The sequence below is a fragment of the Nonomuraea sp. ZG12 genome (genome assembly GCF_052068115.1).
Taxonomy (GTDB): Bacteria; Actinomycetota; Actinomycetes; order Streptosporangiales; family Streptosporangiaceae; genus Nonomuraea.
The window spans coordinates 112664-135364 of record NZ_JBQHCW010000023.1; the positions used below are offsets into that span (position 1 = coordinate 112664).

The 22701-nt window shown below is 69.6% G+C and carries 23 protein-coding genes; 4 read left to right on the top strand and 19 right to left on the bottom strand.

Translation table 11 applies throughout. The features are described from left to right. Positions 1-62 precede the first annotated feature (62 nt). The 6 genes from folE to dacB form a co-directional block, all read right to left on the bottom strand. A complete protein-coding gene (gene folE / locus ACTMTF_RS39135) occupies positions 63-641 on the bottom strand; it encodes a GTP cyclohydrolase I FolE (RefSeq protein WP_441115174.1) in 579 nt (192 codons plus the stop codon). Beyond that, complete coding sequence (gene ftsH, locus ACTMTF_RS39140) at positions 638-2632, bottom strand: ATP-dependent zinc metalloprotease FtsH (RefSeq protein WP_441115175.1); 1995 nt, start codon at positions 2630-2632, stop codon at positions 638-640. Before ftsH ends, folE begins: the two co-directional genes overlap by 4 nt. Positions 2633-2869: 237 nt before the next feature. Continuing rightward, a complete protein-coding gene (gene hpt, locus ACTMTF_RS39145; RefSeq protein ID WP_441115176.1) occupies positions 2870-3421 on the bottom strand; it encodes a hypoxanthine phosphoribosyltransferase in 552 nt (183 codons plus the stop codon). Positions 3422-3431: 10 nt separating this feature from the next. Next, positions 3432-4433 carry a tRNA lysidine(34) synthetase TilS gene (gene tilS, locus ACTMTF_RS39150; protein WP_441115177.1) on the bottom strand — a complete coding sequence of 334 codons (1002 nt, stop codon included), beginning with the start codon at positions 4431-4433 and terminating at the stop codon, positions 3432-3434. Between the two features lie 47 nt (positions 4434-4480). Beyond that, entirely contained in the window at positions 4481-5557 is a 1077-nt protein-coding gene (locus ACTMTF_RS39155; protein ID WP_397013963.1) for a zinc-dependent metalloprotease, read from the bottom strand. Between the two features lie 46 nt (positions 5558-5603). Further along, positions 5604-6992, bottom strand: a complete 1389-nt coding sequence (dacB, locus tag ACTMTF_RS39160; RefSeq protein ID WP_441115178.1) for a D-alanyl-D-alanine carboxypeptidase/D-alanyl-D-alanine endopeptidase — start codon at positions 6990-6992, stop codon at positions 5604-5606. Between the two features lie 109 nt (positions 6993-7101). On the opposite strand from dacB, the gene ACTMTF_RS39165 reads away from it, so the two are divergent. Next, a complete protein-coding gene (locus ACTMTF_RS39165) occupies positions 7102-7596 on the top strand; it encodes an inorganic diphosphatase (RefSeq protein ID WP_189137772.1) in 495 nt (164 codons plus the stop codon). 4 nt (positions 7597-7600) lie between these two features. On the opposite strand, the gene ACTMTF_RS39170 is transcribed toward ACTMTF_RS39165, so the two are convergent. From ACTMTF_RS39170 to ACTMTF_RS39195, 6 genes are all read right to left on the bottom strand, one after another. Continuing rightward, positions 7601-8725 carry an NlpC/P60 family protein gene (locus ACTMTF_RS39170; protein ID WP_441115179.1) on the bottom strand — a complete coding sequence of 375 codons (1125 nt, stop codon included), beginning with the start codon at positions 8723-8725 and terminating at the stop codon, positions 7601-7603. Positions 8726-8782: 57 nt separating this feature from the next. Next, on the bottom strand, positions 8783-10192 hold the full coding sequence (locus tag ACTMTF_RS39175) for an RNA polymerase sigma factor (RefSeq protein WP_441115180.1): 1410 nt from the start codon (positions 10190-10192) through the stop codon (positions 8783-8785). Between the two features lie 163 nt (positions 10193-10355). After that, positions 10356-11162 carry a hypothetical protein gene (locus ACTMTF_RS39180; protein WP_397013953.1) on the bottom strand — a complete coding sequence of 269 codons (807 nt, stop codon included), beginning with the start codon at positions 11160-11162 and terminating at the stop codon, positions 10356-10358. Positions 11163-11252: 90 nt separating this feature from the next. Then, entirely contained in the window at positions 11253-12869 is a 1617-nt protein-coding gene (locus ACTMTF_RS39185) for an ABC-F family ATP-binding cassette domain-containing protein (protein WP_441115181.1), read from the bottom strand. Between the two features lie 394 nt (positions 12870-13263). Further along, a complete protein-coding gene (locus ACTMTF_RS39190) occupies positions 13264-13914 on the bottom strand; it encodes a YoaK family protein (RefSeq protein ID WP_441115182.1) in 651 nt (216 codons plus the stop codon). Positions 13915-14056: 142 nt separating this feature from the next. Beyond that, the gene (locus tag ACTMTF_RS39195) at positions 14057-14680 is read right to left on the bottom strand and encodes a DJ-1/PfpI family protein (RefSeq protein ID WP_441115183.1); all 624 of its coding nucleotides are present in this window, start codon (positions 14678-14680) and stop codon (positions 14057-14059) included. A gap of 211 nt (positions 14681-14891) precedes the next feature. Between ACTMTF_RS39195 and ACTMTF_RS39200 the strand changes: the two genes are divergently transcribed. Together ACTMTF_RS39200 and ACTMTF_RS39205 are read left to right on the top strand one after the other, a co-directional pair. Beyond that, the gene (locus ACTMTF_RS39200) at positions 14892-15311 is read left to right on the top strand and encodes a peptidase inhibitor family I36 protein (RefSeq protein WP_441115184.1); all 420 of its coding nucleotides are present in this window, start codon (positions 14892-14894) and stop codon (positions 15309-15311) included. Beyond that, positions 15302-16210 carry a hypothetical protein gene (locus tag ACTMTF_RS39205; RefSeq protein WP_441115185.1) on the top strand — a complete coding sequence of 303 codons (909 nt, stop codon included), beginning with the start codon at positions 15302-15304 and terminating at the stop codon, positions 16208-16210. The genes ACTMTF_RS39200 and ACTMTF_RS39205 overlap by 10 nt, the downstream gene beginning before the upstream one ends. Here ACTMTF_RS39205 and ACTMTF_RS39210 read toward each other — a convergent pair. The 7 genes from ACTMTF_RS39210 to ACTMTF_RS39240 form a co-directional block, all read right to left on the bottom strand. Next, entirely contained in the window at positions 16200-16724 is a 525-nt protein-coding gene (locus tag ACTMTF_RS39210; protein WP_441115186.1) for a DUF305 domain-containing protein, read from the bottom strand. The two genes, ACTMTF_RS39205 and ACTMTF_RS39210, sit on opposite strands and share 11 nt — an antisense overlap. A 43-nt stretch (positions 16725-16767) precedes the next feature. Beyond that, the gene (locus ACTMTF_RS39215) at positions 16768-17505 is read right to left on the bottom strand and encodes a hypothetical protein (RefSeq protein WP_441115187.1); all 738 of its coding nucleotides are present in this window, start codon (positions 17503-17505) and stop codon (positions 16768-16770) included. 60 nt (positions 17506-17565) lie between these two features. Next, entirely contained in the window at positions 17566-17709 is a 144-nt protein-coding gene (locus ACTMTF_RS39220; protein ID WP_441115188.1) for a DUF6203 family protein, read from the bottom strand. 34 nt (positions 17710-17743) lie between these two features. Further along, positions 17744-18319, bottom strand: coding sequence for a dihydrofolate reductase family protein (locus tag ACTMTF_RS39225; protein ID WP_441115189.1), 576 nt, complete (start codon positions 18317-18319; stop codon positions 17744-17746). Between the two features lie 125 nt (positions 18320-18444). Beyond that, positions 18445-19233, bottom strand: coding sequence for a hypothetical protein (locus ACTMTF_RS39230; RefSeq protein ID WP_441115190.1), 789 nt, complete (start codon positions 19231-19233; stop codon positions 18445-18447). Positions 19234-19311: 78 nt separating this feature from the next. After that, positions 19312-19893 carry an RDD family protein gene (locus ACTMTF_RS39235; protein ID WP_441115191.1) on the bottom strand — a complete coding sequence of 194 codons (582 nt, stop codon included), beginning with the start codon at positions 19891-19893 and terminating at the stop codon, positions 19312-19314. Positions 19894-20101: 208 nt separating this feature from the next. After that, positions 20102-21208, bottom strand: coding sequence for a WD40/YVTN/BNR-like repeat-containing protein (locus ACTMTF_RS39240; protein WP_441115192.1), 1107 nt, complete (start codon positions 21206-21208; stop codon positions 20102-20104). Positions 21209-21344: 136 nt separating this feature from the next. On the opposite strand from ACTMTF_RS39240, the gene ACTMTF_RS39245 reads away from it, so the two are divergent. Next, positions 21345-22355, top strand: a complete 1011-nt coding sequence (locus ACTMTF_RS39245; protein ID WP_441115193.1) for a helix-turn-helix transcriptional regulator — start codon at positions 21345-21347, stop codon at positions 22353-22355. The last annotated feature ends 346 nt before the right edge of the window (positions 22356-22701 follow it).

The window sequence follows — 22701 nt, forward strand, 5'->3', positions numbered from 1 at the left end:
GGCCACCCATGGCGGAGGGAGGGCTGTGCGCGGGGGCGGCGGTGGCGGGGGGCGGCCAGGCGTCAGCGTCCGAGGATCAGCGCCATCGCCTCGGCGCGGGTCTTGTCACTGGTGCGGAAGTCGCCGCGGACGGCCGACGTGACCGTCTTGGCGCCCGGCTTGCGGACACCGCGCATGGTCATGCACAGGTGCTCGGCCTCGATCACCACGATCACCCCGCGCGGCTCCAGCACCCGCATCATCCCGTCGGCGATCTGCGAGGTCATGCGCTCCTGGACCTGCGGCCGCCGGGCGAACACGTCGACCAGGCGGGCCAGCTTGGACAGCCCGGTCACCTGGCCCTGCGCGTTGGGGATGTAGCCGACGTGGGCGACGCCGTAGAAGGGGACCAGGTGGTGCTCGCAGGTCGAGTAGACCTCGATGTCCTTCACCAGGATCATCTCGTCGTGGTCGACGTCGAAGACCTTGGTGAGCACGTCCTCCGGGATCAGGCCGAGGCCGGAGAACTGCTCGGTGTAGGCGCGGGCGACCCGGGAGGGAGTCTCGAGAAGGCCGTCACGGTCGGGATCCTCGCCGATGGCGTAAAGGATCTCGCGGACGGCCTTCTCGATCCGTCCCTGATCTACGTCATGCGATTTCACGCACTGTCTCCGGAGGGCAGCGCGTCCTGGTGGCCCGTGGTGAGCGAGCCGTTGCCCGACTGCTCCTTCGGGGTCAGGATCGGCGGCCGGTCTGAGGGGAGCCGCTTGCCGTATCCGGCGTAGGACGGCCGGTGCTCCCTGACCACCACGGAGGCGAAGATCTCCACCACCTGCTGGCGGGAGAGCGTCTCCTTCTCCATGAGCTCCAGCACGAGGTTGTCGAGCACGTCGCGGTATTCGACCAGGATGTCCCACGCCTGGTCGTGCGCCGTCTCGATCATCCGGCGGACCTCCTCGTCGATCGTCGAAGCGATCTTCTCGGAGTAGTCGCGCTCGTGGCCCATCTCGCGGCCCAGGAAGACCTCGGCGTTGCCGGTGCCGAACTTACGGGCGCCGAGCTGCTCGCTCATGCCGTACTCGGTCACCATGCGACGGGCGACGGCCGTGGCCTTCTCGATGTCGTTGGAGGCGCCGGTGGTGGGCTCGTGGAAGACGAGCTCCTCCGCCGCGCGGCCGCCGAGCAGCATCGCGAGCTGGTCCATCATCTCCGACCTGGTGGCCAGGAACTTGTCCTCCATCGGCAGCGTCATCGTGTAACCGAGCGCGCGGCCGCGGGACAGGATCGTGATCTTGTGCACCGGGTCGGAATTGGGCAGCGCGTGCGCCACCAACGCGTGACCGCCCTCGTGGTAGGCGATCATCTTCTTCTCCTTGTCGGACATGACCCGCGTCTTGCGCTCGGGCCCTGCCATGACACGGTCGATCGACTCCTCGAGCAGCTCCATCGTGATCAGCTTCTGGTCGGCGCGCGCGGTGAGCAGCGCCGCCTCGTTGATCACGTTGGCCAGGTCGGCGCCCGTGAACCCGGGGGTCCGGCGGGCGATGACGTCCAGGTCGACGTCCGGCGCGAACGGCTTGCCGCGGCCGTGCACCTTGAGGATGCCCTTACGGCCCTCAAGGTCAGGACGGTCGACGGTCACCTGCCGGTCGAACCGGCCGGGACGCAGCAGCGCCGGGTCGAGGATGTCGGGCCTGTTGGTGGCGGCGATGAGGATCACGCCGCCCTTCACGTCGAAGCCGTCCATCTCGACGAGCAGCTGGTTGAGCGTCTGCTCGCGCTCGTCGTGACCGCCGCCCAGGCCGGCGCCGCGGTGGCGGCCGACGGCGTCGATCTCGTCGATGAAGATGATCGCCGGCGCGTTGGCCTTCGCCTGCTCGAACAGGTCGCGCACCCGGGAGGCGCCGACGCCGACGAACATCTCGACGAAGTCCGAGCCGGAGATCGAGTAGAAGGGCACTCCGGCCTCACCCGCGACCGCGCGGGCCAGCAGGGTCTTGCCGGTGCCGGGCGGGCCGTACAGCAGCACGCCCTTGGGGATCTTCGCGCCGATCGCCTGGAACTTGGCCGGGGCCTGCAGGAACTCCTTGATCTCCTGGAGCTCCTCGATGGCCTCGTCCGCGCCCGCGACGTCGGAGAAGGTGGTCTTGGGGGTGTCCTTGCTGATCAGTTTGGCCTTGGACTTGCCGAACTGCATCACCCGCGAGCCGCCACCCTGCATCTGGTTCATGATGAACAGGAAGATCAGCACGATGATGACGATAGGGAGGAAGCTCACCAGCAGGCTGACCAGGAAGCTCTCCTGGGGCACGTCGGTGGCGAAGCTGTCGGTCTTCTTGGCGTCGACCTGAGCCTGCAGCTCGTCGGTCAGCTTGGCGCCGTAGCCGGTGACCCAGTCTGACTGGATCGTCTTGGTCGGGGTGTCGCTCCCGCCGACCGTGATCGGCTTGTGCAGCGTCACCTCGATGCGCTGCTCTTTGTCGATGATCTTGGCGTTGCTGACGTTTCCGGTGCGGATCTGCTGAAGCACCGTTGACGTGTCGGCCTGCTTGAAGTTGCCGCCGCCGCTCCAGAGCTGGGTGACGAGCAGGAGCAGCACGACGATGCCCAGGATCCACAGCAGTGGCCCACGTGTAAATCGCTTGAGATCCATCCGATGCGGAACCCCTTGCGGGCCCGTCCCTTCCTGACCATGGCCTGGAACCCCGGGTCGTCCCCGGGGCCGCGGCATCCGACGCCGCGACTTCTTGACTACCCGAAGGGGACGCTGGGTCACCCTCCCGGAGTCAGAAGGTACACCGGAGAAGCGCGCGGAGGGACCGCCCGCTACACCGGCCTTGCCCTACCAACGTACGTCAAGGTGTGTGGTGTTCCGCCGCGGCGGAGATTGCTATCTGTAAACGTGTGGCGCAAGGGTCCCGATGAACGGAAGGTTCCGGTAACGCTCGGCGTAGTCGAGCCCGTAGCCGATGACGAACTCGTTGGGAATGTCGAAGCCGACGTACTTGACCTCCATCGGCACCTTGATCGCGTCAGGCTTGCGCAGCGCGGCGCAGATCTCCAGGGACGCCGGGTTGCGTGACTTGAGGTTCTCCAGCAGCCAGTGGAGGGTCAGGCCGGAGTCGATGATGTCCTCGACGATCAGGACGTGGCGGTCCAGGATGTCGGTGTCGAGGTCCTTCAGCACCCGCACGACGCCGGACGACCTGGTGCCCGCGCCGTACGACGACACCGCCATCCAGTCCATCTGCACCGGCACGTGCAGGGCTCTGGCCAGGTCGGCCATCACCATGACGGCGCCCTTGAGCACGCCTACGAGCAGAAGTTCCTTGCCTCGGTAGTCCTCGTCGATCTGGCCCGCCAGCTCTTTGATCCTGGCCTGGAGGTCGTCCTCGGGGATGAGGACTTTCTCGAGGTCGTTGCCCATGTCGGCAGAGTCCACCTGTGGTTCCTTACGCGATGGGACTGATGGCGAGTATCAGGGTGCCATACCGCCGCATGGCCGACAGACCACCGGGCAGGTCCAGAGCCTTCTGCCCGTGCCAGTGGGTGATCAGGCGCTCCACGGCGAGCACGTGCGCCGCCGAGAGCGCGCCGGAGGGCGCGCCCGCCGCGATGGCGGCCCGCCGGAGCACCCGCCGCCGCACCGCTCCCGGCGCCTTCTCCAGCCCCGGTACGGCCAGTCGCAGCCGCCCATCGTTATCGCTTAGAGCGCAATCCCTGAAGACCGTTTCGGCCCACTCGTCGAGGGCGTCGGCGTCGTCCCTGGCGAGTCTGGCCGTCCTGGCGAGCGCCTCGGCCACCCCCGGCCCGAGCTCCTCCTCCAGCACCGGCAGCACCCGGGAGCGCACGCGCACGCGGGTGTAGCGGACATCGGCGTTGTGCGGGTCGTCCCAGTAAGAGAGCTCCTGCGCCCGGCAGGCGGCGACCGTACGGCTCCTGGGCAGGTCCAGGAGCGGCCTGCGGTAGAGGCCGGCGGCCGGGGCCATCCCCGACAGCGATCTCAGGCCGCTGCCCCTGGCCAGCCCCAGCAGGACGGTCTCGGCCTGGTCGTCGCGCGTGTGGCCCAGCAGGACCGCGTCGGCGCCCAGCCTGCCGGCGGCCTCGGCCAGCGCCTGATATCTGGCGTCTCTGGCTGCGGCTTCCGGGCCGCCCGCCGTACCGACGGTGACGGTGAGGACCTCGCCGAACCCCAGCCCGAGCGCGGGCGCGAGCGAGACGACCTCGGCCGCGCGCGCGGCCGAGCCCTCCTGCAGCCCGTGATCCACGCTGAGCAGCCCGGCCCGCAGGCCCGCCCTCGGGGCGACGAACCCGAGCGCGGCGGCCAGAGCGAGCGAGTCGGCGCCGCCACTGCACGCGGCGAGCACCAACCGGCCCTCGCCGATGCCCGCGAGGGCCTCGCGCACCGCCCTGCGGACGTCGGCCACGGCCGGATGTGGTCCCACACCCGCCATTCTCCCGCCACGAGGACAGGGAACCGCCCATCGTCGCGGGCGGTGGCTCAGCTGGGCAGGGCCGGGGTGCCGATGACGCGGCGGACCCAGGCGTCGGGGTCCGAGACCTCGGCCGGGGTGGGCAGGGTGTTAGGAGAGGTCCAGACGCGGTTGAAGCCGTCCATGCCGGCCTGGTCCACGACCTTGCGGACGAAGGCCGCCCCCTCGGCGTACTGCTTCATCTTGAGGTCGATGCCCAGCAGGCGGCGGATGGTGCGGTCGAGCTTGGAGCCGCCCTCGCGACGCTGCGCGAACTTGGCCCGGATCTGCGCCACCGACGGGACCACCGAGGGGCCGACCGCGTCCATCACGAAGTCGCCGTGGCCCTCCACGAGCGTCATGACGGCCGTCAGGCGGTCCAGGATCTCCTTCTGGTGCGGCGTCTGGATGACGTCGATGAGGTTGCCCTCACCACCCCTGACCACGTCGGCCACCGTGTCGGCGGCGCCGCGCAGGCGGTCCACCAGGGTCGGCAGGTCGAGGTCGGAGGCCAGCAGGAACTCGGTCATCTGCGAGCGGACGTACTCGCGCAGCCACGAGACACCGGTGAACTGCACCCGGTGCGTCTCCTCGTGCAGGCACACCCACAGGCGGAAGTCGTGCGGGTTGACGTTGAGCTCGCGCTCGGCGTTGACGATGTTGGGCGCGACGAGCGTGAGGCGGCCGATCGGCTCGCGGCCCGTCGGGTCCGGCGGCAGGAACAGCTCGTACTGGCCGAGCACCCGCGTGGCGAGGAAGGCCAGCACCGCGCCCACCTCGACGCCGGTGATCCGGGAGCCGACGGCGCTGACGATGGCCGGCGGCGGATTGGCGGAGCTGCTCACCCGCTGGGTCAGCGGCTCCAGCACGACCCGGAAGCCCTCGACGTTGGCCTTGATCCAGCCCGGCCGGTCGACGATGGTCGCCACCTGCGGCGCGGTATCGGTGTGAATCCTGGTGAATTCGCGCACGTGCCCTTCGGCCTCGCGCGACAGCGTGCGGAGCTCGGCGACGGCCTGCCTGGCCTCCTCGCGACTCACTTGAGGACCGGGGCGCACAAGGCGCGTGCCGGTCGTGACGGCCAGATCCCAGTCGATCACCTGCATGACATCCACCGTACGTGCTCGTTGCCCGGCCCGCGAAAGAGTGCTGTCAGGAGCGGGCGACGATGGCGGCCAGTCTGTCGAGCGCGGGCTCGGCGTACGCCGGCACCCGGTCGGCCAGGAAGGCGAAGGTGACGAGTCTGCCGTCCTTGGTGGTGGCGAGGCCGGCCAGCGTGTTGACGTTGTTGAGGGTGCCGGTCTTGGCCCGGACCAGCCCGACCTGCCCCTTGCTGTCGCTCCTGGTGAAGCGCCTGCCGTTGCCCAGAGTGCCGGAGAAGCCCGCGATGGGCATGCCGGAGGCGACGGCGTGCAGGCCGGGGTGGGTGGGCGCGGAGGCGAGGCTGAGCAGCCTGGCCATGGCGTCGGCGCTGATCCGGTTGCGGATGGACAGGCCGCTGCCGTCGTGGACCTCGACGCCCTTGGTCACGCCGAGCCGCTGGAGCACCTGGGTCATGGCCGCGGTGCCGCCCTGGAAGGAGGCGGGCCGGCCTTCCTTGATGGCCACGTGCCTCGCCAGGGCCTCGGCCAGGTCGTTGTCGCTGAGGGTCAGCGTGCGCTCGACGAGGGCGTAGACGGGGGCCGATTCGACCTTGCCGAGCTCGGCGGCCGTGGGGGCGGCCTTGGCCGGGCGGATCGTCCTGGCGGCGGCGATGCCGTACCTGCGCAGCAGTTTGGCGAAGGCGGCGGCGGCGTACCTCGGTGGGTCGGACACCCGCGGCTGGCGGTTGGCGGGGTGCTGCCTGCCCTCGTCGATGGCCAGCGCGTGGACGGGGGCCACCTCCCCGTCGGGGATGTAGCCGGGCTTCCAGCCGGGGGCGATCGGCGAGCCGGTGAACAGGGAGTCGTCGTAGGAGAGCGTGACCTTGGTGATGCCCTGGGCCTTGAGCGCGGCGGCGGTGCGGGAGGCGAGCGTGGCGAGCGACGCCTGCTCGGGGTAGGGCTTCGCCTTGGCCAGGGGGCCGGCCAGGGTCGGGTCGCCGCCGCCGACCAGGACGACCGAGTCGCGGGTGGCGCCCTGCACCACGCGGGTGGCCAGGCGGACGTCGGGGCCGAGCGAGGCGAGCGCCGCCACGCACGTGGGGATCTTGGTGGTGGAGGCGGGGACGATGCCCGCGTCCGGGTTGGCGGCGAAGATCCGCTCGCCGGTGACGGCGTCGAGAACGACGGCTCCCACCCGGTTGCCCAGCGCTTTGTCACCCAGGGCATCGGTGAGCTGCCGGGTCAAAGTACCCTTGGTCGGGAGAGGTCCGTCTCCTGATCTCACCGGCAGCTGGGCCAGCACAGGCCCCGCGGTGACCACGGGGGCGGGGGAAGCCCCTTCAGGAGACGCGGTCGGCTCGGTCGGTGATGACAGCGCGCTCAGGTCGAGGTCGTTGTTCATCGCGTAGACGCCGGTGACGATGGTCACGACCTGCAGCATGGCGAGAGTGGTCAGCATCACCAATCGCTCGTGCCGTACCACGTCACCTGACCTCTCTCCTGGTGTTCGCCTACGAGACATTAACGCCCGACCGGGGGTGCCCGGGGGTGCGAGTGGAGGAACCGCGGTGGAGTTCGACGTTGTCGTTGAGATTCCCAAGGGACAACGGAACAAGTACGAAGTGGACCACGAGACCGGCAAAATCAGGCTGGACCGGCTGTTGTTCACCTCCACGCAGTACCCCGCCGACTACGGCTTCATCGAGCACACGCTCGGTGAGGACGGTGACCCGCTCGACGCGCTGGTGCTGCTCCAGGAGCCGACGTTCCCCGGCTGCTACATCACCTGCCGGGCGGTCGGCATGTTCCGGATGACCGACGAGAAGGGCGGCGACGACAAGGTCCTCTGCGTTCCCGCCACCGACCCCCGCATGGCCCACATCCAGGACATCCACCACGTGCCGGAGTTCGACCGGCTGGAGATCCAGCACTTCTTCGAGGTCTACAAGGACCTGGAGCCGGGCAAGTCGGTCGAGGGCGCCAACTGGGTCGGCCGCCTGGAGGCCCAGGCGGAGATCGAGCGGTCCTTCCAGCGGGCGAAGGACGAGGGCTTCAACCACTGACCTGTCAGCGGGGCCTGGTGGCGCCCACCAGGTCCCCCCGCCACATCGAGGCGACCCTCACGACGTCGCCGGTCTGCGGCGCGTGCACCATGAGATCCCGCCCGACGTACATGCCGACGTGATGGATGGTCGTGGCGTCGTGCTTGTCGTGACCGAAGAACAGCAGGTCGCCGCGGCGTAGCTGGTCGAGGGGGACGTGCGGGCCGGAGGTCCACTGGGTGCCCGTCCAGTGGTCGATCCGCACGCCCGCCTGCTCCCATGCCCGCATGGTCAGGCCCGAGCAGTCGTAGCTCGACGGCCCGTCGGCCGCCCACAGGTAGGGCTTGCCGAGCTGGGTCAGCGCCCAGTTGGCGGCCACGTCACCGTTGGCCGAGCCTGTCGCGGCGCCCTTCGCCGAGAAGCCGAGCCCGATCCGGTCCAGCATCGCCGCCCGCCGCCTGGCCAGCAGGTCCGCCCGGGTGCGCGCCGCGGCCACCCGCCGCCGCATCTGGTTCCTGTCGGCCCGCAGCGCCCGGGTGTCGCGCCGCTGCCTGGCCACCGCGGCTTCGGCGGTGTTCCTGGCCTGGGCCGCACGGTCGGAGGCGGCCTGCTGGACGGCCTCGGCCCGGGCCGCGTGCACACGCAGGATGGTGGCGACCTCCTCCGCGTCGCGCAGCCGGTCGAGAAGGTAGGCGCGCTCGCGGCCGAACTGCTCCAGCACGCTCATCCTGTGCAGGTAGCCGTCGGTGTCGCCCTGATCGCTGAGCAGCGTGACCATCCCGCCGTCCAGGCTCATCCCGCCGTACGCCTGCGCGGCCAGCAACGCCACCGGCTGCCGGGCCCGATCGACCTCGGCCTCCGCGGCGGCGGCGCGCGCGTCGGCCCGCTGCCGCTCCTGCTCGGCATGCCTCAGCCGGACGAGCTCGCCGTTGTAGGCCTCGACCAGCCGCTCCGCCTCGGCCGCCAGCGCGTCCAGCCGCCCTTGCGCCTCGGCCAGCCTGGCCGCCGCGACGCCCAGCTGTTTCGACCGATGATGTACGGCCTGCCGCGCCTTGGCGACGTCACGCGACGACGGCGCGGGCTCGGCGTAGACCGGCGGGCAGAGCACGACGATGAGGCAGACGGCCAGAAATCCGGCTCTGACGTGCATAGAGTCCCCCCGCAGTCACTCTATGCACACAGTTCCCTACTGTTACCGTACGTAACGTTACTTCGCCACCGAATCAGGTGTGACCGTCACGGTGGGCGGCGTCTGGCTGGGCGCCACCGTCGGGTCGGCGGTCTGGGGCGGCGGGCTCGTGGGGGGCTGGGTGGTCGGCCTGGTCGGCGGCGGCGCCGGGGTGACGGTGGGAGTGGGCGGCAGGGTGGGAGTCGGGCAGGGGGTCGGCTTGGGCATGGGCTCGGTCGGCCGCAGGGTCGGGTCGGCCGCCTGGGAGCTGCGGGACGGGGACAGTGACAGTGATGGTGCCTGTGACGGCCGCCCGTCGTCGACCGGGTCGAGCAGGGAAGGCCGCGGGCTGGTGGTGACGATGCTCACGGGCGTGGCGGTGGGCGTCGTCCCGAGCGGGTGGGTGGCCGTACCGTCCAGGAGCGGTTGGACGTCGTCGCGCTCCGACCGCACCCGCGACTCCCAGGGAAGCGTGAGGCCGGGCGGCTCACCCGCGGGCGGGAAGGCCACCGTGGCGACGCCCGGCAGGCCGTCGACCTCCTTGCCGAAGAAGTCGAAGATCACGCCTATCGCCACCACGGTCGCGACCGCCGCCGCCACGCCCGCCAGCGCGCGAGGCCACGCGCGAAGCCGCCGTTCGCCCACAACGGGAAATCCGGCGGCGTCCAGAGCCTCCGACCTCCTGGCCACATAGCGCCGATAGAGGAACAGCTCCGGGTCGACGACGCAGCTCAGCACCCGGACCCTGGTCGCCTCCGGCAGCGTGACCTGGGGCAGCAGCTCGAACACCTTGGCCGCCGACACCTGCCGGCTCAGATGCGGGGCACAGGTCTCGCAGATCGGCAGATGGCCGACGAGCCGCCGGCGCATGTCGGGGGTCAGCTCCCCCGCGAACCCGGTCAGGATGCGGGCCCGCGGCGGGCAGTCGTACGGGCCCTTCCTGGCCAGGATCTCCGCGGTGATGGCGTCGCGCAGCCGCTCGCGGGCCCCGTCATAGATCTCCACCACCTGGTGGACGGCCAGGCCCAGCACGGGGGCGAGCTCCCGCGTGGACAGCCCGTGCCTGGCCGTCAGGTCGAGCACCTCGGCGTCGGCCGCGGACAGACTGCGCACCGCGTTGGCGGCCATCAGGCGCAGGTCGGCGTCCTCCTGCTCCGGAGCCCCGTCAGGCGCCTCCGCCGCGTCCTGCCGCACGGCGATCCGCCGGCGGGTGCACTCGCCGCGGGCCAGCGCGTAGAGCCACGGCCGCAGCATGCCGGGGTCCGACAGCGCGGCGGCGTGCGCCTCCGCCGCGATCAGCACGTCCCGCAGCGCCACCTGAGCGCTGTCGGTGTTGCGGAGAAGGAACCAGCAATATCGGTAGATGCTCTCGGCGTGCGTGTCGTACAGCGCGGCGACGGCACCCGGATCGCCCGCGCGCAGCGCCTCTACCAGGACGCGGTCATTCATGTCACCGAAGGTAATGGATTAGTAACTTGTAGTTCTACCGTTTCTGCGCGATAGCCGTACCTTGTCACCTCGAAGCCATAAAACACTTCTCACTTTGTCCGTGAATAGCCGGACAGCACCATGCCCGATTTATTGAGCTATTTCCCTGACATTTCGTCGATATTTACTGCTCTCGACCGGTCATCGCCTGACTTCCCCGGTCCATCTGGAACGGTTCCGTGGTCGGCTTGATCGTGTGCAGGGGCACCGCGCCGCCGAGCGCCAGGTCCTCGAACGGACGCCCGGTCGAGCCCCAGGTCCGGGCGCTCACATCGGTCTTGGCCACCGCGCTCCCCTTGGGCAGCCCCGCGACGGTCAGGATGAACCGCGGCGGACTGCCCGCCTTCACGTCGTCCACGAACGTGCTGCCACCGCCGAGCAACTTGCCCGCCTTGTCCCGCAGCAGCGCGTTCACCACCAGGCTGCTCGCGGGAAGCCGGTACGGATTTCCGATGTAACCCGTGACCAGGTACGAGCCGTCCTTCTGCGGCAGCGTCTGCACCCGCGACACCGGGAACGGCCTGAAGGCCGAGGCGATCCGGGCGGCCGGCCGCCACTGCGCGGGCCGGTAGTCGATGGTCACCTTGACCGGCTTCTCGGCGGCCCTGGCCTCGCCCGTGAAGGCCAGCGACCCACCGGGCGGCACCGCGTCCAGCGGCTGGTCCATCCGCACCACCTCCCGACCGGCGGCGTCACGGCCGACGACGGTGGCCACCACGTGCTCGCCGAAGTGCCACGGATTGACGTTGGCGAGCACTCCGGCCCAGTTCACGGCGTAGCCGTCGGCTGACTTGACGACGTTCGACGCCTGTTCCTTGAGCGTGAGCGGCTTGAGCTGCTGCTGTTGCTGAGACGGCCCCTCCTTCGAGCACCCGGTGAGGCAGATCGCCCCGAGTGCGAGGAGGCTGACGGTTAGGCTACGCGGGATCACTTTGCCGTGATAACCGGTTCATCGACACGAACGGCATATGACACGCGCCAGCCGTACCAAGTCTTTAACCGGACTCTTCGCCAAGGGCGCTCATCCGCGAGGCCGCACCACGCGCCTTTCGTCCCAGACCGGCTGCGGCGATTCGTACACCATGCCGTCGGAGCCGAATACCAGATAACGGTCGAAATCAGCGGCGAACCAGCGGTCGTGGGTGACCGCCATGACCGTGCCGTCGAAGGCGTTCAGGCCCACCTGGAGCGCCTCGGCGCTGGCCAGGTCGAGGTTGTCGGTCGGCTCGTCGAGCAGCAGCAGCGTCGCGCCCGACAGCTCCAGCAGCAGGATCTGCAGCCGGGCCTGCTGACCGCCCGACAGCGTGTCGAACCGCTGCTCGGCGACCAGGCCCGCCAGCTCATAGCGGGCCAGGACCTTCATGGCCTCGTTCTTCAGCCTGGCGTGCTCGGACATCACGATCTCGACGGGCGTGCGGCCGAGCAGGTCCGGCCTGGCGTGCGTCTGCGCGAAGTGGCCGGGCACCACCCGGGCGCCCAGCCGGGCGACCCCCGTGTGGGCGACCGGGGCAGTGCCCGCGATCAGCCGCAGGAAATGCGACTTGCCCGAGCCGTTGGAGCCGAGCACCGCCACCCGCTCGCCGTACCAGACCTCCAGGTCGAACGGCCGCATGAGGCCGGTGAGCTCCAGCCCCTCGCAGATGACCGCGCGCTTGCCGGTGCGTCCGCCGCGCAGGCGCATGCTGATGTTCTGGTCGCTGGGCGTCTCCTCGGGCGGCCCTGCCTCCTCGAACCTGCGCAGCCGCGTCTGGGCCGCGTGGTAGGGCGCCGCCATGCCGTCGTTGTAGCGGGCCTTGTTCTTCAGCATGTTGACCAGGGCCTTGAGCTTGGCGTGCTCCTCGTCCCAGCGCCTGCGCAGCTCGTCGAGCCGGTCGTTGCGCGCCTTCCTTGCCTCGGCGTAGGTGCCGAAGCCGCCGCCGTGGATCCAGATGCCGCCGGACTCCACGGTGACGATCCGGTCGGCGGCGTTGGCCAGCAGCTGGCGGTCGTGGCTGACCAGCAGCACGGTCTTGGGCGTCTCGCGGAGCTGCTGCTCCAGCCACTCCTTGCCCGGCACGTCGAGGTAGTTGTCGGGCTCGTCGAGCAGCAGCGTCTGGTCCGGGCCGCGCAGCAGTGCTTCCAGCACCAGCCGCTTCTGCTCACCGCCGGACAGCGTCGACACATCCCGATATTTCACGTTGTCGTACGGCACACCGAGGGCGGACACCGTACAGGTGTCCCACAGCACCTCGATGTCGTAACCGCCGGCGTCGGTGTAGTCGGTGATGGCCTGCGCGTAGCGCATCTGCGTCTTCTCGTCGTCGCGCTCCATCATCACCAGCTCGGCCTGCGCCAGCCGCTCCGCCGCCTGCCGCACGGCCGGAGGCGCGACGCCGAGCAGCAGGTCGTGCACCGTGCTGCCGTCACGCACGCTGCCGATGAACTGACGCATCACGCCCAGCCCGCCGGAGCTCGCCACACTGCCGTCGACCGGCTGCAGGTCGCCCGCGATCAGCCGCATCAGCGTGGTCTTGCCCGCACCGTTGGGCCCGACGAGCGCGGCCTTGACCCCCTCGCCGATCCGGAAGGACACGTCGTTGAGCAGCGGCCGCCCATCGGGCAGCACGTATGTCAAATGTCCTACTTCGACGTGAGCCATGCGCTGCAGATTATCCGCCCAGCACCCAGGCTCGCACTCTCAATTCTCTGCACGCACGGTACGACGCGGCACGGACCGCAGAGCGGACCCTCGGCCGGGAGGTGAACGTCACCCGAATCTCATCGGAGTCCTGGACGGGCAGCACTCCCGACCCGTTCGTGACGATGACGTTCAGCGGATATGGCCAAGGCGGCCCACAAGGTGCTGGACCGAATGAGGCCGTACCGAGTTCCACGGGAACCGTCGGTCCGGGGCTGCGGGAGGGTGGTTGCGAAGAGGCGGGATCAAGTGATCACCCTCCCAACCCCACCCGACGTCGAGCACAAGTGTTCACACCGCGAAGCCATACGAACGGTTAATCGGTAAGTGTTCACATGGACGCGTAGGAAGATCCTCACGTCTCCGTCCGGGGGCAGAGCGCGCCCGCGATGATCTCCAGCAGCGAGGCGGCCGCCAGAGCCACCGCGGGATGCCAGGACAGCAGGAACGCGCCTGCCAGGGCGCCGACGAACATCGCGGCGACGGAGGCCAGCTGACGCCCCGCCCTCCCGTGCGACGGCAGCATGAACACCCCCGCCAGCGCCCGGGTCACCACCGTGGTGGGCAGGTCGCGCGCGGCCACCCGCAGCACGGTGACGTTGCGTGAGCCCATCGCCGCCGCGAGCACGACGATGACGGCGAAGCGGTGCGGTGTCTGCTGGGAAGGGTCGGCGGGCAGGCCGAGGGCGACCAGCGCCGCCACCATGATCAGTGCGCCTTCGCCGCACACCGCGTACGTCAGCCAGCGTTCCGGTCGCCTGCGGCTCAGCGCGACGTTGGCCCGGTGACCGGCCAGCGCGCCGAGCGCGAAGGCCACCAGCGCCACGGCCGACCCGGTGACCGGGATCGAGGGGTCGACCAGCCCGAAGCCGACGAACAGCACGTTGCCCGTCATGACGGCGGCGAAGACGTGGTCGAGCCCGATGTAGCTGACCGCCTCGACCACGCCGGTGACGCCGGTGAGCAGGACCAGCGCCGGCGTCAGGCGTGACGTCGCGAAGGGCATCCTCCTTCATACGCGCTCACGCGGCGCCGGTGCCGCGCGCTTTGCCCAGCCGGGTGCGGACCCCGGCAAGGGCCTTACTCACCTTGCCCGGCCGAGTCCAAGTGCCTTACTCGCCTTGCCCGGCCGAGTGCGAAGGCCTTGCTCACCCCAGCAGGCTCGCCGCCCGCGCGCGCAGGTCGGCCGAGGCCGTCCGCGGCGAGCCGGCGTCGAACGGCGGCTCCGGGTCGTACTCGATGACCAGTTGCACGGCCTCGGCGGTGTCCTGGCCGGCCGCCTGGGCGAGCAGCGTCAGCGCCATGTCGATGCCGGCCGAGACCCCGGCGGCGGTCACGATCTTGCCGTCCACGACCACCCGCTCGTGCACCGGTTCCGCGCCCATCCCCGGCAGCTGGTCGATCAGCGCCCAGTGGCTGGTCGCCCTGCGCCCCTTCAGCAGCCCGGCCGCGCCCAGCAGGAACGAGCCGGCGCAGACGGAGGTCGTCCAGCGGGTGTGCTCGTGCACCTCGCCGATCCAGCTGACGAGGGCCTGGTCGGAGAGCGCCTCGATGGTGCCGATCCCGCCCGGCACGACGATCACGTCCGGCCTCGGCACGTCGGCGTAGCTCGCGGTGGCCTGGATGCTGAGGCCGCCCTGGTCATCGGTCACCGGCCCCGGCTCGGCGCTCACGAAGGTGACCTCCCAGCCGGGGGCGAAGGCCAGCACGGTGTAAGGGCCGATGGCGTCGAGGCCGGTGTAGCCCTTGTAGAGGGGGATCGCGGCGTGCATGGTCAGGTCTCCTTCGAGTGACATCAGCGCCGTTTCAGGTCTTTCATCCTGATCAGGACGTGTCGTTGCGTCAATGAGATGACCATTGCGCTTTACGCCGTCCAAGCTCGGCGGGCCTTTACCCACGCACGCGCGTCATGACCTTCCGCATGCGAATGACCACGCTAAGTTACGGGTGTTCTCACAACCTCATCGATCAAGGAGATCCCCTGTGAGGCTGTCCACCCGAGTCGCCGGCGCCATCGCGGCGGCGGCGCTGTTCACCCTGGTCGCCCCGGTCCCGACCGCGACCGCCAGCCCTCGTTCCACCTGCTACGGCGGCCGCGTCTGCCTGTACGCCGGCTTCGACTACAACCGGGGTCAGACCGACCACTGGCGTGACTTCGTGCACGACGACTCCAACCTGGACGACGACAACTGGCTCAGTTGGGACTACAGCAACTCCTGGCACAGCATGAACAACGAGTCCAGCTCGGTCAGGAACCGCGTCGGCTGCCCGATCACGCTGTGGCAGCACGCCTACTTCACCGGCGCGCACAGCACCTTCCTGAACGACTCCAACGACGGCTTCCTGGCCAACAATGCCGTCGGCAACAACCGCACCAGCTCCATCGACATCTGGTGCCGCTGACCCGAAGCAGCGCCGGTTTCCGGGCCACACCGGAAACCGGCCGCCACGCCGGACCGCCGCTCGTGCTCGGCGCCCTCCTCGTGGCGGTCACGGCCTGCACGCAGCCACAACAGGCGCCCGAGCCCACCACCGGCATCAGCGGAGTGGCGGATCTGAAGCTGCCGTTCGACGCCTACAAGCCCACGCCCGCCCAGCGGGCGCTCCTGGGCAACGCGCACAACCTGGTGGTCGTACGGTGCATGCGCCGGCACGGCGTCACCGTGCATCCCCCGGGCACGGATCAGGAGGCCATCGCCGCCGCCGACCCGGGCAACACGCGCCGCTACGGCGTGGTGGACCCGGAGCAGGCGGCGCGCTTCGGCTACCACCTGGCCCGCCCGGCGTCGCCGCCCGAGGCGTCGCAGTGGGCGGCCGACCTGCGCCAGACCGCCCGCCGGCACCTGTACGGCACGCAGGGCAGGCCGGGGTGCCTGGACCGGGCGCCGGACGCGCTGTCCCGCAGCGCCCCGGATGCCGACTGGCAGTGGCTGGCGATGCAGGACGCGCGCACCCTGGAACGGGCCGCCAAGCGGGCGGTGGTACGGCGAGCCGTCGGCAAGTGGGCGGCGTGCATGAAGGCCGCCGGTCACTCCTACCCCTCGCCGGAGGCGGCCATCGCCGACCCCCGCTGGAACCTGGAGGGCGCCGAGATCACCACCGAGGAGAAACGGGTCGCGGTGGCGGACACCTCGTGCAAGTGGTCGTCCGGCCTGGTGGCCGCCTGGTTCACCGCAGACGCCGAGTTGCAACGCAGGATCGTGCTCAAGCACTCCGACCGCTTCGCCGACCTGCGCGACAATCTGGGGAAGCGGCTCGACCAGGCCACCGCCATGCTGGAGCGCCAGGGGCTCACCGGCTGAGCAGGTCCCGCATCTGCGCGATCTGCGCCCGGCGCGACTCCTGCACCTTCGCGGCCCACTGGGTCACGGCCGGTGCGACCCCGTCGCGCACCTCCTCCGCCGCCATCTGGACGGCGCCGTCCTGATGCATGATCAGCAGGGTCAGCAGGTCGGACTCCAGGGTCTTGGACCGCTTGAGCTCGGCGATCCGCTTCTGGTCGATCTCCGGCAGCCCGCCGTGATGATCGTGCGCGCCGTCCGCCGGGGTGAGCGGTTGCTGCCAGGAGTGCAGCCAGCGGAGCATCATCTCGACCTCGCTCTGCTGGGTGCTCACGATGGCCGCCGACAAGGTCTTGAGCTCGGGGGTGGTCGCCTTGGCCGCGCCCACCTCGGCGATCTCGATGCCCTGCCGGTGGTGCTGCACCATCATCTGCACGAACCTGACGTCGGCGACGTTGACCGGTGGACCGCCCGTCCCGCCCGACCCGCAGGCGACCATGAGTAAGAGCCCGAGCGCCGCTAAGACGTACCTCATGGCTCGTCAGCGTGACACGCGGGCGTCCGATCCGTCGAGGGCCTCACGCGACCTTGGACGAGGGCGCCTTCCAGGTGTTGCACACGCTCGGCCCTCCCGCCTGATAGCCCTTCTTGGACCAGCTGAGACGGTTGGCGAGCTTGCCCTCGCCCTTGAGCTTGTCGAACTCGGGCGGGTCCGTGTCCTCGAAGACGGACTTCCAGTTCTTGACGGTCAGTCCGAGGCTCTTGTAGGAGGCTGCGGTCAGGCAGTCGGCCTGGAGCTGGAGCCGGCGGAGCTGCTCGTCGATCTCGGGCTGCTCGCCTCCGTTGGGCAGTGCCTGCCAGGCCTCGCCGATGCCGGTCTGGACCTGCACGATTCCGCTCCACGCGTCCGTGACGGCGGCGAACACCTCCGAGTCGTCCTTGGCCTTGATCCAATCGGCGGCCAACCGTACTCGGATGAAGCTGAAGCACTGCTCGGCGAATGATCCTTTGGCTTCCCTGCGCCAGTTGCAGGTCCGATTCTCATCCCTGTCCACGAACCCCACCTGCACAGGCTGGAAGTTGGGGATCGACGACTTCCAGGTCTTGCTCATGCAGGCGACCAGGTCGGTGACGTACTTGGTCGTCGAGGCCCTGGTCGTGCCCTTGACCAGCTTGCACGTGGTCTTGGGGAGCTTGCCCTTCTTGTAGAGCTCGTTGTGGGTCAGCTCGGCGGCGCCCTTGACGGGGTAGGCGTGCGCCGTACCGGAGACAAGCATCAGGCCGGCGGCGGCCACCGCGCATACGCGAAAGATCATGCGCCGAACATAGGGGGAAGGTCGCCGGATTGTCAGTGATTTATTCGGAAATTTCGTGATTTACCGGTGTCCGGCACTTTCGGGTTGAGCGCCCTGCATGCGTTGCCTGCGCCGCCGGCGCAGCCAGGCCAGCCCGAGAACCGCCAGCCCGATCGGCGTACGCGCCAGCCGGCGTGCCACCAGGAACTTGAAGAGTTTCTTCATGACCGGACCCTGCCCCCCAGCGCGGCGAGCATGCTCACCCGGACATCGCCCCGGCCTCCGGCGCCGCGCTGTCCACCACGCGCATCCACAGGCCTGTGGCCGGCGGCGCTTGACTCACCCGGAGCCGTTCGAGCCTGACGTTGGTCCCGCCCGGGTGGTCGAACAGCCGCACGCCGTCACCGAGCATGACCGGCGCGATGAGCACCAGCACCTCGTCGAGCACGCCCGCTTCCAGGCACTGCCGGGCCACGCTCGCGCCCAGGACGTTGACGTACTTGTCCCCCGCCGCCGCCTTGGCCGCGGCCACGGCGCTGTCGAGGTCGCCGACGAAGGTGACGCCCGGCACGGACGCGCGCGGCACGCGGTGGGTGAGCACGAACTGCGGCCCCGCCCACCCGCCGCCGAACGCCTCCCCTTCCTGCTCGGTGCCCTTGTACGGATCGTCGCCGCCGAAGGTCGTGCGCCCGACGAGCAACGCCCCGACCTGGCCGATGAGCTCGTCCACCAGCGGATCGGGCCCCAGATGGTCGGCCAGCCAGGACATGTCACCGCCGGGACCGGCGATGAAGCCGTCCAGCGACATGGTGACCGAATACAGCATCTTGGCCATGGACCCTCCCTGCGGATCGACGGGTTCGCACCCGTTGAGACCGGGAACCGTACCCGAACTCATCGGTCCCACGGATCAGACGTGACAGGCCCCTCGCGACCGCTGTCGCGAGGGGCCTTCGGAGGCTACGGACGGCTGACCGACTCGCAGCTCACCGGAGCGTCCGCCGCGTCGGCGGTCGCGCTGTCGCCGGACCCGTTGCCGCAGTCGATCAGGGTGTCCTTGGTGCCCTGGATGTCATCGGCGTCGATGATGTCGTCGCCCCCTCGGCCGCTGAGGGTGTCGGCGCCCTCGCCACCGATCAGCCTGTCGAAGACATCGCTCCCGGTCAGGGTGTCGGCCCTGACGGTGCCTTCGATGGTCTCCACGTCCCGGGTGACGTCGTCGTTGTCGATCGATCGGCCGTCCGGCCGTGAGCTGTCGTCCTTGGTCACGGTCACGGCCGAGCCGCTGGAGCCGTAGTCGACCTTGTCGGTCCCGGATCCGCCCTTGTAGACGAAGCTCGTCCCGTCGAAGCCGAGCCCGGCCTGGAAGGTGTCGCCGCCGCTGCCGCCGTCGATCGTTCCCCCGATCCCCACCCGCGACAGGAACCGGTCGTTGCCACCGCCCAGGGTGGCGTTGACCTTCTCGACACCGCTGCCGCAGTTCACCTCGTTGCCGGAAACCTGCTGACAGCCGGACCCCGTCGCCGCCACGACCTGCCCGAACACGTGCAGCCGGCCGCTGACGGACTGGAGCGTGATGTTGTCGTCCTTGGCGATGGAGCCCGCCGTGATGGTCACGATCGCGCCCGCCCTGCTCACCGTCGGCTCACCGGCGGCGGCCTGGCTCACCCCCGGCGCCACGGCCAGCAGACCGGCGGCCAGACCGCCGAGCACGGACAGCCGGACTGCGCCACGCTTGAACTCGTTCATGGTCATTACCCCATATGGATCTTGGCGGGCTCTCTGAATGAGCGCCGCTCGCATTCGACCCAACGATGAACCAGAACATTATTCTCTTCTGCGCACAAGTCCATGTATCAAAGGCCACCGAACACGTAAAAGTACGCATTCTCGGGCGGTCCACCGATCACGCACCACCGCGGCGCCCAGCAGCCGGTCATGCAGCACCCTGCCTTCCGCGTCGAGCAGCATCCACAGCCCGTCCACGAGAAGCCACAGCAGCCCCACGCCGGGAACGAGCACGACGAGAGGAAAGGCCAGCGCCCGAAGAGCCGCCCTGCCCACGCCCAGCCGCCCCCCGGTCCCCGCGCCGACGACCCGCACGCCCAGGAGCAGCTTGCCCACCGTCCGCCCCCCAAGGGCGTGCGACCCCCAGAAGTAAAGGAACAACCCGAACACGACGACACCGAGCACCCCGACAGCGATCACATAGTCAGCCAGCCCCGCCACCCGCCGACCCGTCGCCTCGCTGTCCCCACGACCGACACACACGAGAAGGCCGAGAAGAACCACGAAGGCCGGCCCCGCCCTCTTCACCGCGAAGTCCAGCACCACCGTCAGATCACTCCGCAGAGGGGCGAACGGAGACAGCGTCGATCTGGGGAACAGCCGCACCATCCCATAGATCACGCCGACCACCTGTACGGCACGACGCTCCTGCTGTTCACCCCGCCCTATTCGTCAGGGCCGCCCGTTCCAGGCAGCAGGCCGAGCACGCTCGCGAGGACGTCGATGGCCTCGCCGGGCCCCCGAATTCGCCCAGGCGAAGACCGGCCGGCACGATCTGGCCGCCACTGTGGATCATGCCAAGCGGCCGTAGTGGAGGTTCTGCCGGGCGTCAGCCTTCCTCTGCCACTCCCAGGTACATGACCCTCGGGTTCGAGGGGTTGTAAGCGATGGAATTCACCCGGTCGTACCCGTTGCGGGTGACGCTGACCCCGCCCCGGCGGGCGTTGTAGGTATAGAGGTACGTGCCGGTCCCGGCCCACGCAGTGCCCCAGACGAAGGTGAGCACGCGCGGGTCCTTCGGGTGAGCGGCGAGCAACGGCCCGTTGGACAGGGTGATCTCACCTCCCTGGTCCACGACCGGGGTGAAGTGCCGGCCTCCGTCGTGCGAGCGGTAGATGTGCCGGCCGCCCGACGGCGCCCCCGCGTCCAGCTCGGCCAGGTTGAGCCCCATCGCGTACACGACCTGCGGCGCGGCCGGGGAGATCGTGGCGCTGAACACGTTGACCCGCGTGCCGACCTCGCCCAGCCCGGTGGACGTGGTCCAGGTGCGCCCGCCGTCGAAGGTGACCCGGGCGCCCTCGGTCGCCGCGCCCAAGACCACGTGGTTCAGGTCGTACGGATCGAACACCGCGGTGTAGACCATGAGGAGCTCGTTCTGCTCCCAGGCCGGCACCCCGACGGGGGTCCAGGTGCGCCCGCCGTCCCTCGACTCGTGCAGCTGCCCGTCCCCGTCGGCCACCCGCAGGTGGTCGCCCCGGCGGTGATCCGTGCCCAGCCCCACCACCTCGGCGGCCGGTGAGGCGAGTGGCGTGCCGCCGTCGGGCGTGGTGAGCGTGAGGTTGCCGTCGCGGTCCCAGGCGTACGCCTGGCCGCCACGGGCGGCGGTCAACTCGATGTTCGAGCCGTTCAGCTTGCCCACCGGCGCCCAGCTGCAGCCGGCGTCCATCGACCGCGACAACATGTTGTTCGCAACGGAGAGCAGCACATTGGGACGATCAAGAGTGACGAGCCCGCGCGTGTAGACGACCGGCTCCAGCGTCTTGCTGGTCGGCACGATGCTCCTGCCGCCGTTCCGGGTGAACGTCACCGAGCCGTCGCCGGCGACCGTCTCACAGGCGGGCTGGCGCCACCGGTGGAACCCATCGGCGGCTGCGGGCCCGACGCCCGACAGAATCGTCAGCGCGGTGGCCAATCCGATGGTGAACGTCTTATTCACGACTGCCTCCCAGACAATGCATGGTCTCGGGGCACCGAAGCCCCGGGTCCCGTCCTATCGGTGAACGGCCCGCTCGGGCTAGGCGCAGGGTTTGGCAGATTTATGACATGACACGAATATGACATCCTTACGGATCATGAAAACGCATGACAACGCGCTGTCCGCCGTCGGGGTCGACGCCGAAGACGAGCGAATCTACCGAGATCTGCTGCGCCGGCCGCGGGCCACGCTCCACGAGCTCGCCGAGCACACCGGGCGCACCACGGTGACTCTGCGCCGCGCGTTCACCCGGCTCGAAGCGCTGGGCCTGGTCAGCCGCATGGCGGGCCGCCCGGTGCGGTTCCTGGCGACCCGGCCGGATGTGGCGGTGTCCGCTCTCATCTCCCGCCGGGAGGAGGGCCTGGCCCAGGCACGGCTGGCCGCGCTGACGCTGCTCGCCGAAACCCCGCGCACGGAGAACCACTCCCCTGAAGAACTCGTCGAGGTCGTCCAGGGCCAGGCGGCCGTGGTGCAACGGTTCACCCAGTTGCAGCAGACCGCGACCGAGGAGCTCCTGGTGCTGGACCGGCCGCCGTACGCCCAGGATCCCGGCCGGCAGAACGTCACCGAGATGGAGCGCCTCGCGCACGGCGTCCTCGTCCGCGGCATCTACGACGCCTCAGCCCTGGAGATCCCCGGCAAGCTGCGCCTGGCGCAGGAATCGGTGGCCGCCGGAGAACAGGCCAGGATCAGCCCGGACGTGCCCATGAAACTGGCCATCGCCGACCGAAGGATAGCGATCCTGCCGCTGAGCACCGATGCGTCCGCCCATTCCGACAGCGCGGTCATCGTGCACTCCTCGTCGCTGCTCGACGCTCTGGTCGCCCTGTTCGAGGTGCTGTGGCGATCGGCATTACCGCTGCCGGCGAGGTCGGCCGAGCTCCCCTCCGGCGACGGCGCGGACCTTTCCGACCCGGAGCTGTTCACGCTGCTGGCGGCCGGCCTCAAGGACGAGACCGTCGCACGCCAGCTGGGAGTGAGCCTGCGGACGGTGCACCGCCGGGTCAGCGAGATGATGGACCGGCTCGGCGCACGCACCCGGTTCCAGGCCGGGCTGCTCGCCGCCCGCCGCGGCTGGTGGGGCCAGGACGACTTCCGAGGCCCCTAGCAATCGGGCGCATCTTCGCAGTATTAAGCGGAGCCAGATGCCACGCGTCGCCTTACTATGGCAAAAGAAACAATAGCAAGATCAAATAATGATGATCTTTGCTGCGGGACTACCGGCGACGAAGCCGGCGCATCTGGCCGCTGATCGTCGTCACCCTCCAACTCCTTCAGCATCACTGCAAAGACAGGCGTCCCCGGCACAGGGGTTCCGCCCGAAGTCATCTCTCGATGCCGGGTGACCAGGCGTATTCCCGACGTATTCCACGCTGCTGCCGACGCGTGCAACGATCACTCCGGTGAACCTCGGGCCGCCGGGATCGCTCATGTCAGAAGCCTCGTCAGAGGCC

What these genes read in the sequence shown, in the direction of transcription:
- ftsH (WP_441115175.1), bottom strand. Translation starts at nt 2,632, where the DNA reads ATGGATCTCAAGCGATTTACACGTGGGCCACTGCTGTGGATCCTGGGC.
- tilS (WP_441115177.1), bottom strand. Translation starts at nt 4,433, where the DNA reads ATGGCGGGTGTGGGACCACATCCGGCCGTGGCCGACGTCCGCAGGGCG.
- ACTMTF_RS39155 (WP_397013963.1), bottom strand. Translation starts at nt 5,557, where the DNA reads ATGCAGGTGATCGACTGGGATCTGGCCGTCACGACCGGCACGCGCCTT.
- dacB (WP_441115178.1), bottom strand. Translation starts at nt 6,992, where the DNA reads ATGCTGACCACTCTCGCCATGCTGCAGGTCGTGACCATCGTCACCGGC.
- ACTMTF_RS39170 (WP_441115179.1), bottom strand. Translation starts at nt 8,725, where the DNA reads ATGCACGTCAGAGCCGGATTTCTGGCCGTCTGCCTCATCGTCGTGCTC.
- ACTMTF_RS39175 (WP_441115180.1), bottom strand. Translation starts at nt 10,192, where the DNA reads ATGAATGACCGCGTCCTGGTAGAGGCGCTGCGCGCGGGCGATCCGGGT.
- ACTMTF_RS39185 (WP_441115181.1), bottom strand. Translation starts at nt 12,869, where the DNA reads ATGGCTCACGTCGAAGTAGGACATTTGACATACGTGCTGCCCGATGGG.
- ACTMTF_RS39190 (WP_441115182.1), bottom strand. Translation starts at nt 13,914, where the DNA reads ATGCCCTTCGCGACGTCACGCCTGACGCCGGCGCTGGTCCTGCTCACC.
- ACTMTF_RS39195 (WP_441115183.1), bottom strand. Translation starts at nt 14,680, where the DNA reads ATGCACGCCGCGATCCCCCTCTACAAGGGCTACACCGGCCTCGACGCC.
- ACTMTF_RS39210 (WP_441115186.1), bottom strand. Translation starts at nt 16,724, where the DNA reads ATGAGGTACGTCTTAGCGGCGCTCGGGCTCTTACTCATGGTCGCCTGC.
- ACTMTF_RS39215 (WP_441115187.1), bottom strand. Translation starts at nt 17,505, where the DNA reads ATGATCTTTCGCGTATGCGCGGTGGCCGCCGCCGGCCTGATGCTTGTC.
- ACTMTF_RS39220 (WP_441115188.1), bottom strand. Translation starts at nt 17,709, where the DNA reads ATGAAGAAACTCTTCAAGTTCCTGGTGGCACGCCGGCTGGCGCGTACG.
- ACTMTF_RS39225 (WP_441115189.1), bottom strand. Translation starts at nt 18,319, where the DNA reads ATGGCCAAGATGCTGTATTCGGTCACCATGTCGCTGGACGGCTTCATC.
- ACTMTF_RS39230 (WP_441115190.1), bottom strand. Translation starts at nt 19,233, where the DNA reads ATGAACGAGTTCAAGCGTGGCGCAGTCCGGCTGTCCGTGCTCGGCGGT.
- ACTMTF_RS39245 (WP_441115193.1), top strand. Translation starts at nt 21,345, where the DNA reads ATGAAAACGCATGACAACGCGCTGTCCGCCGTCGGGGTCGACGCCGAA.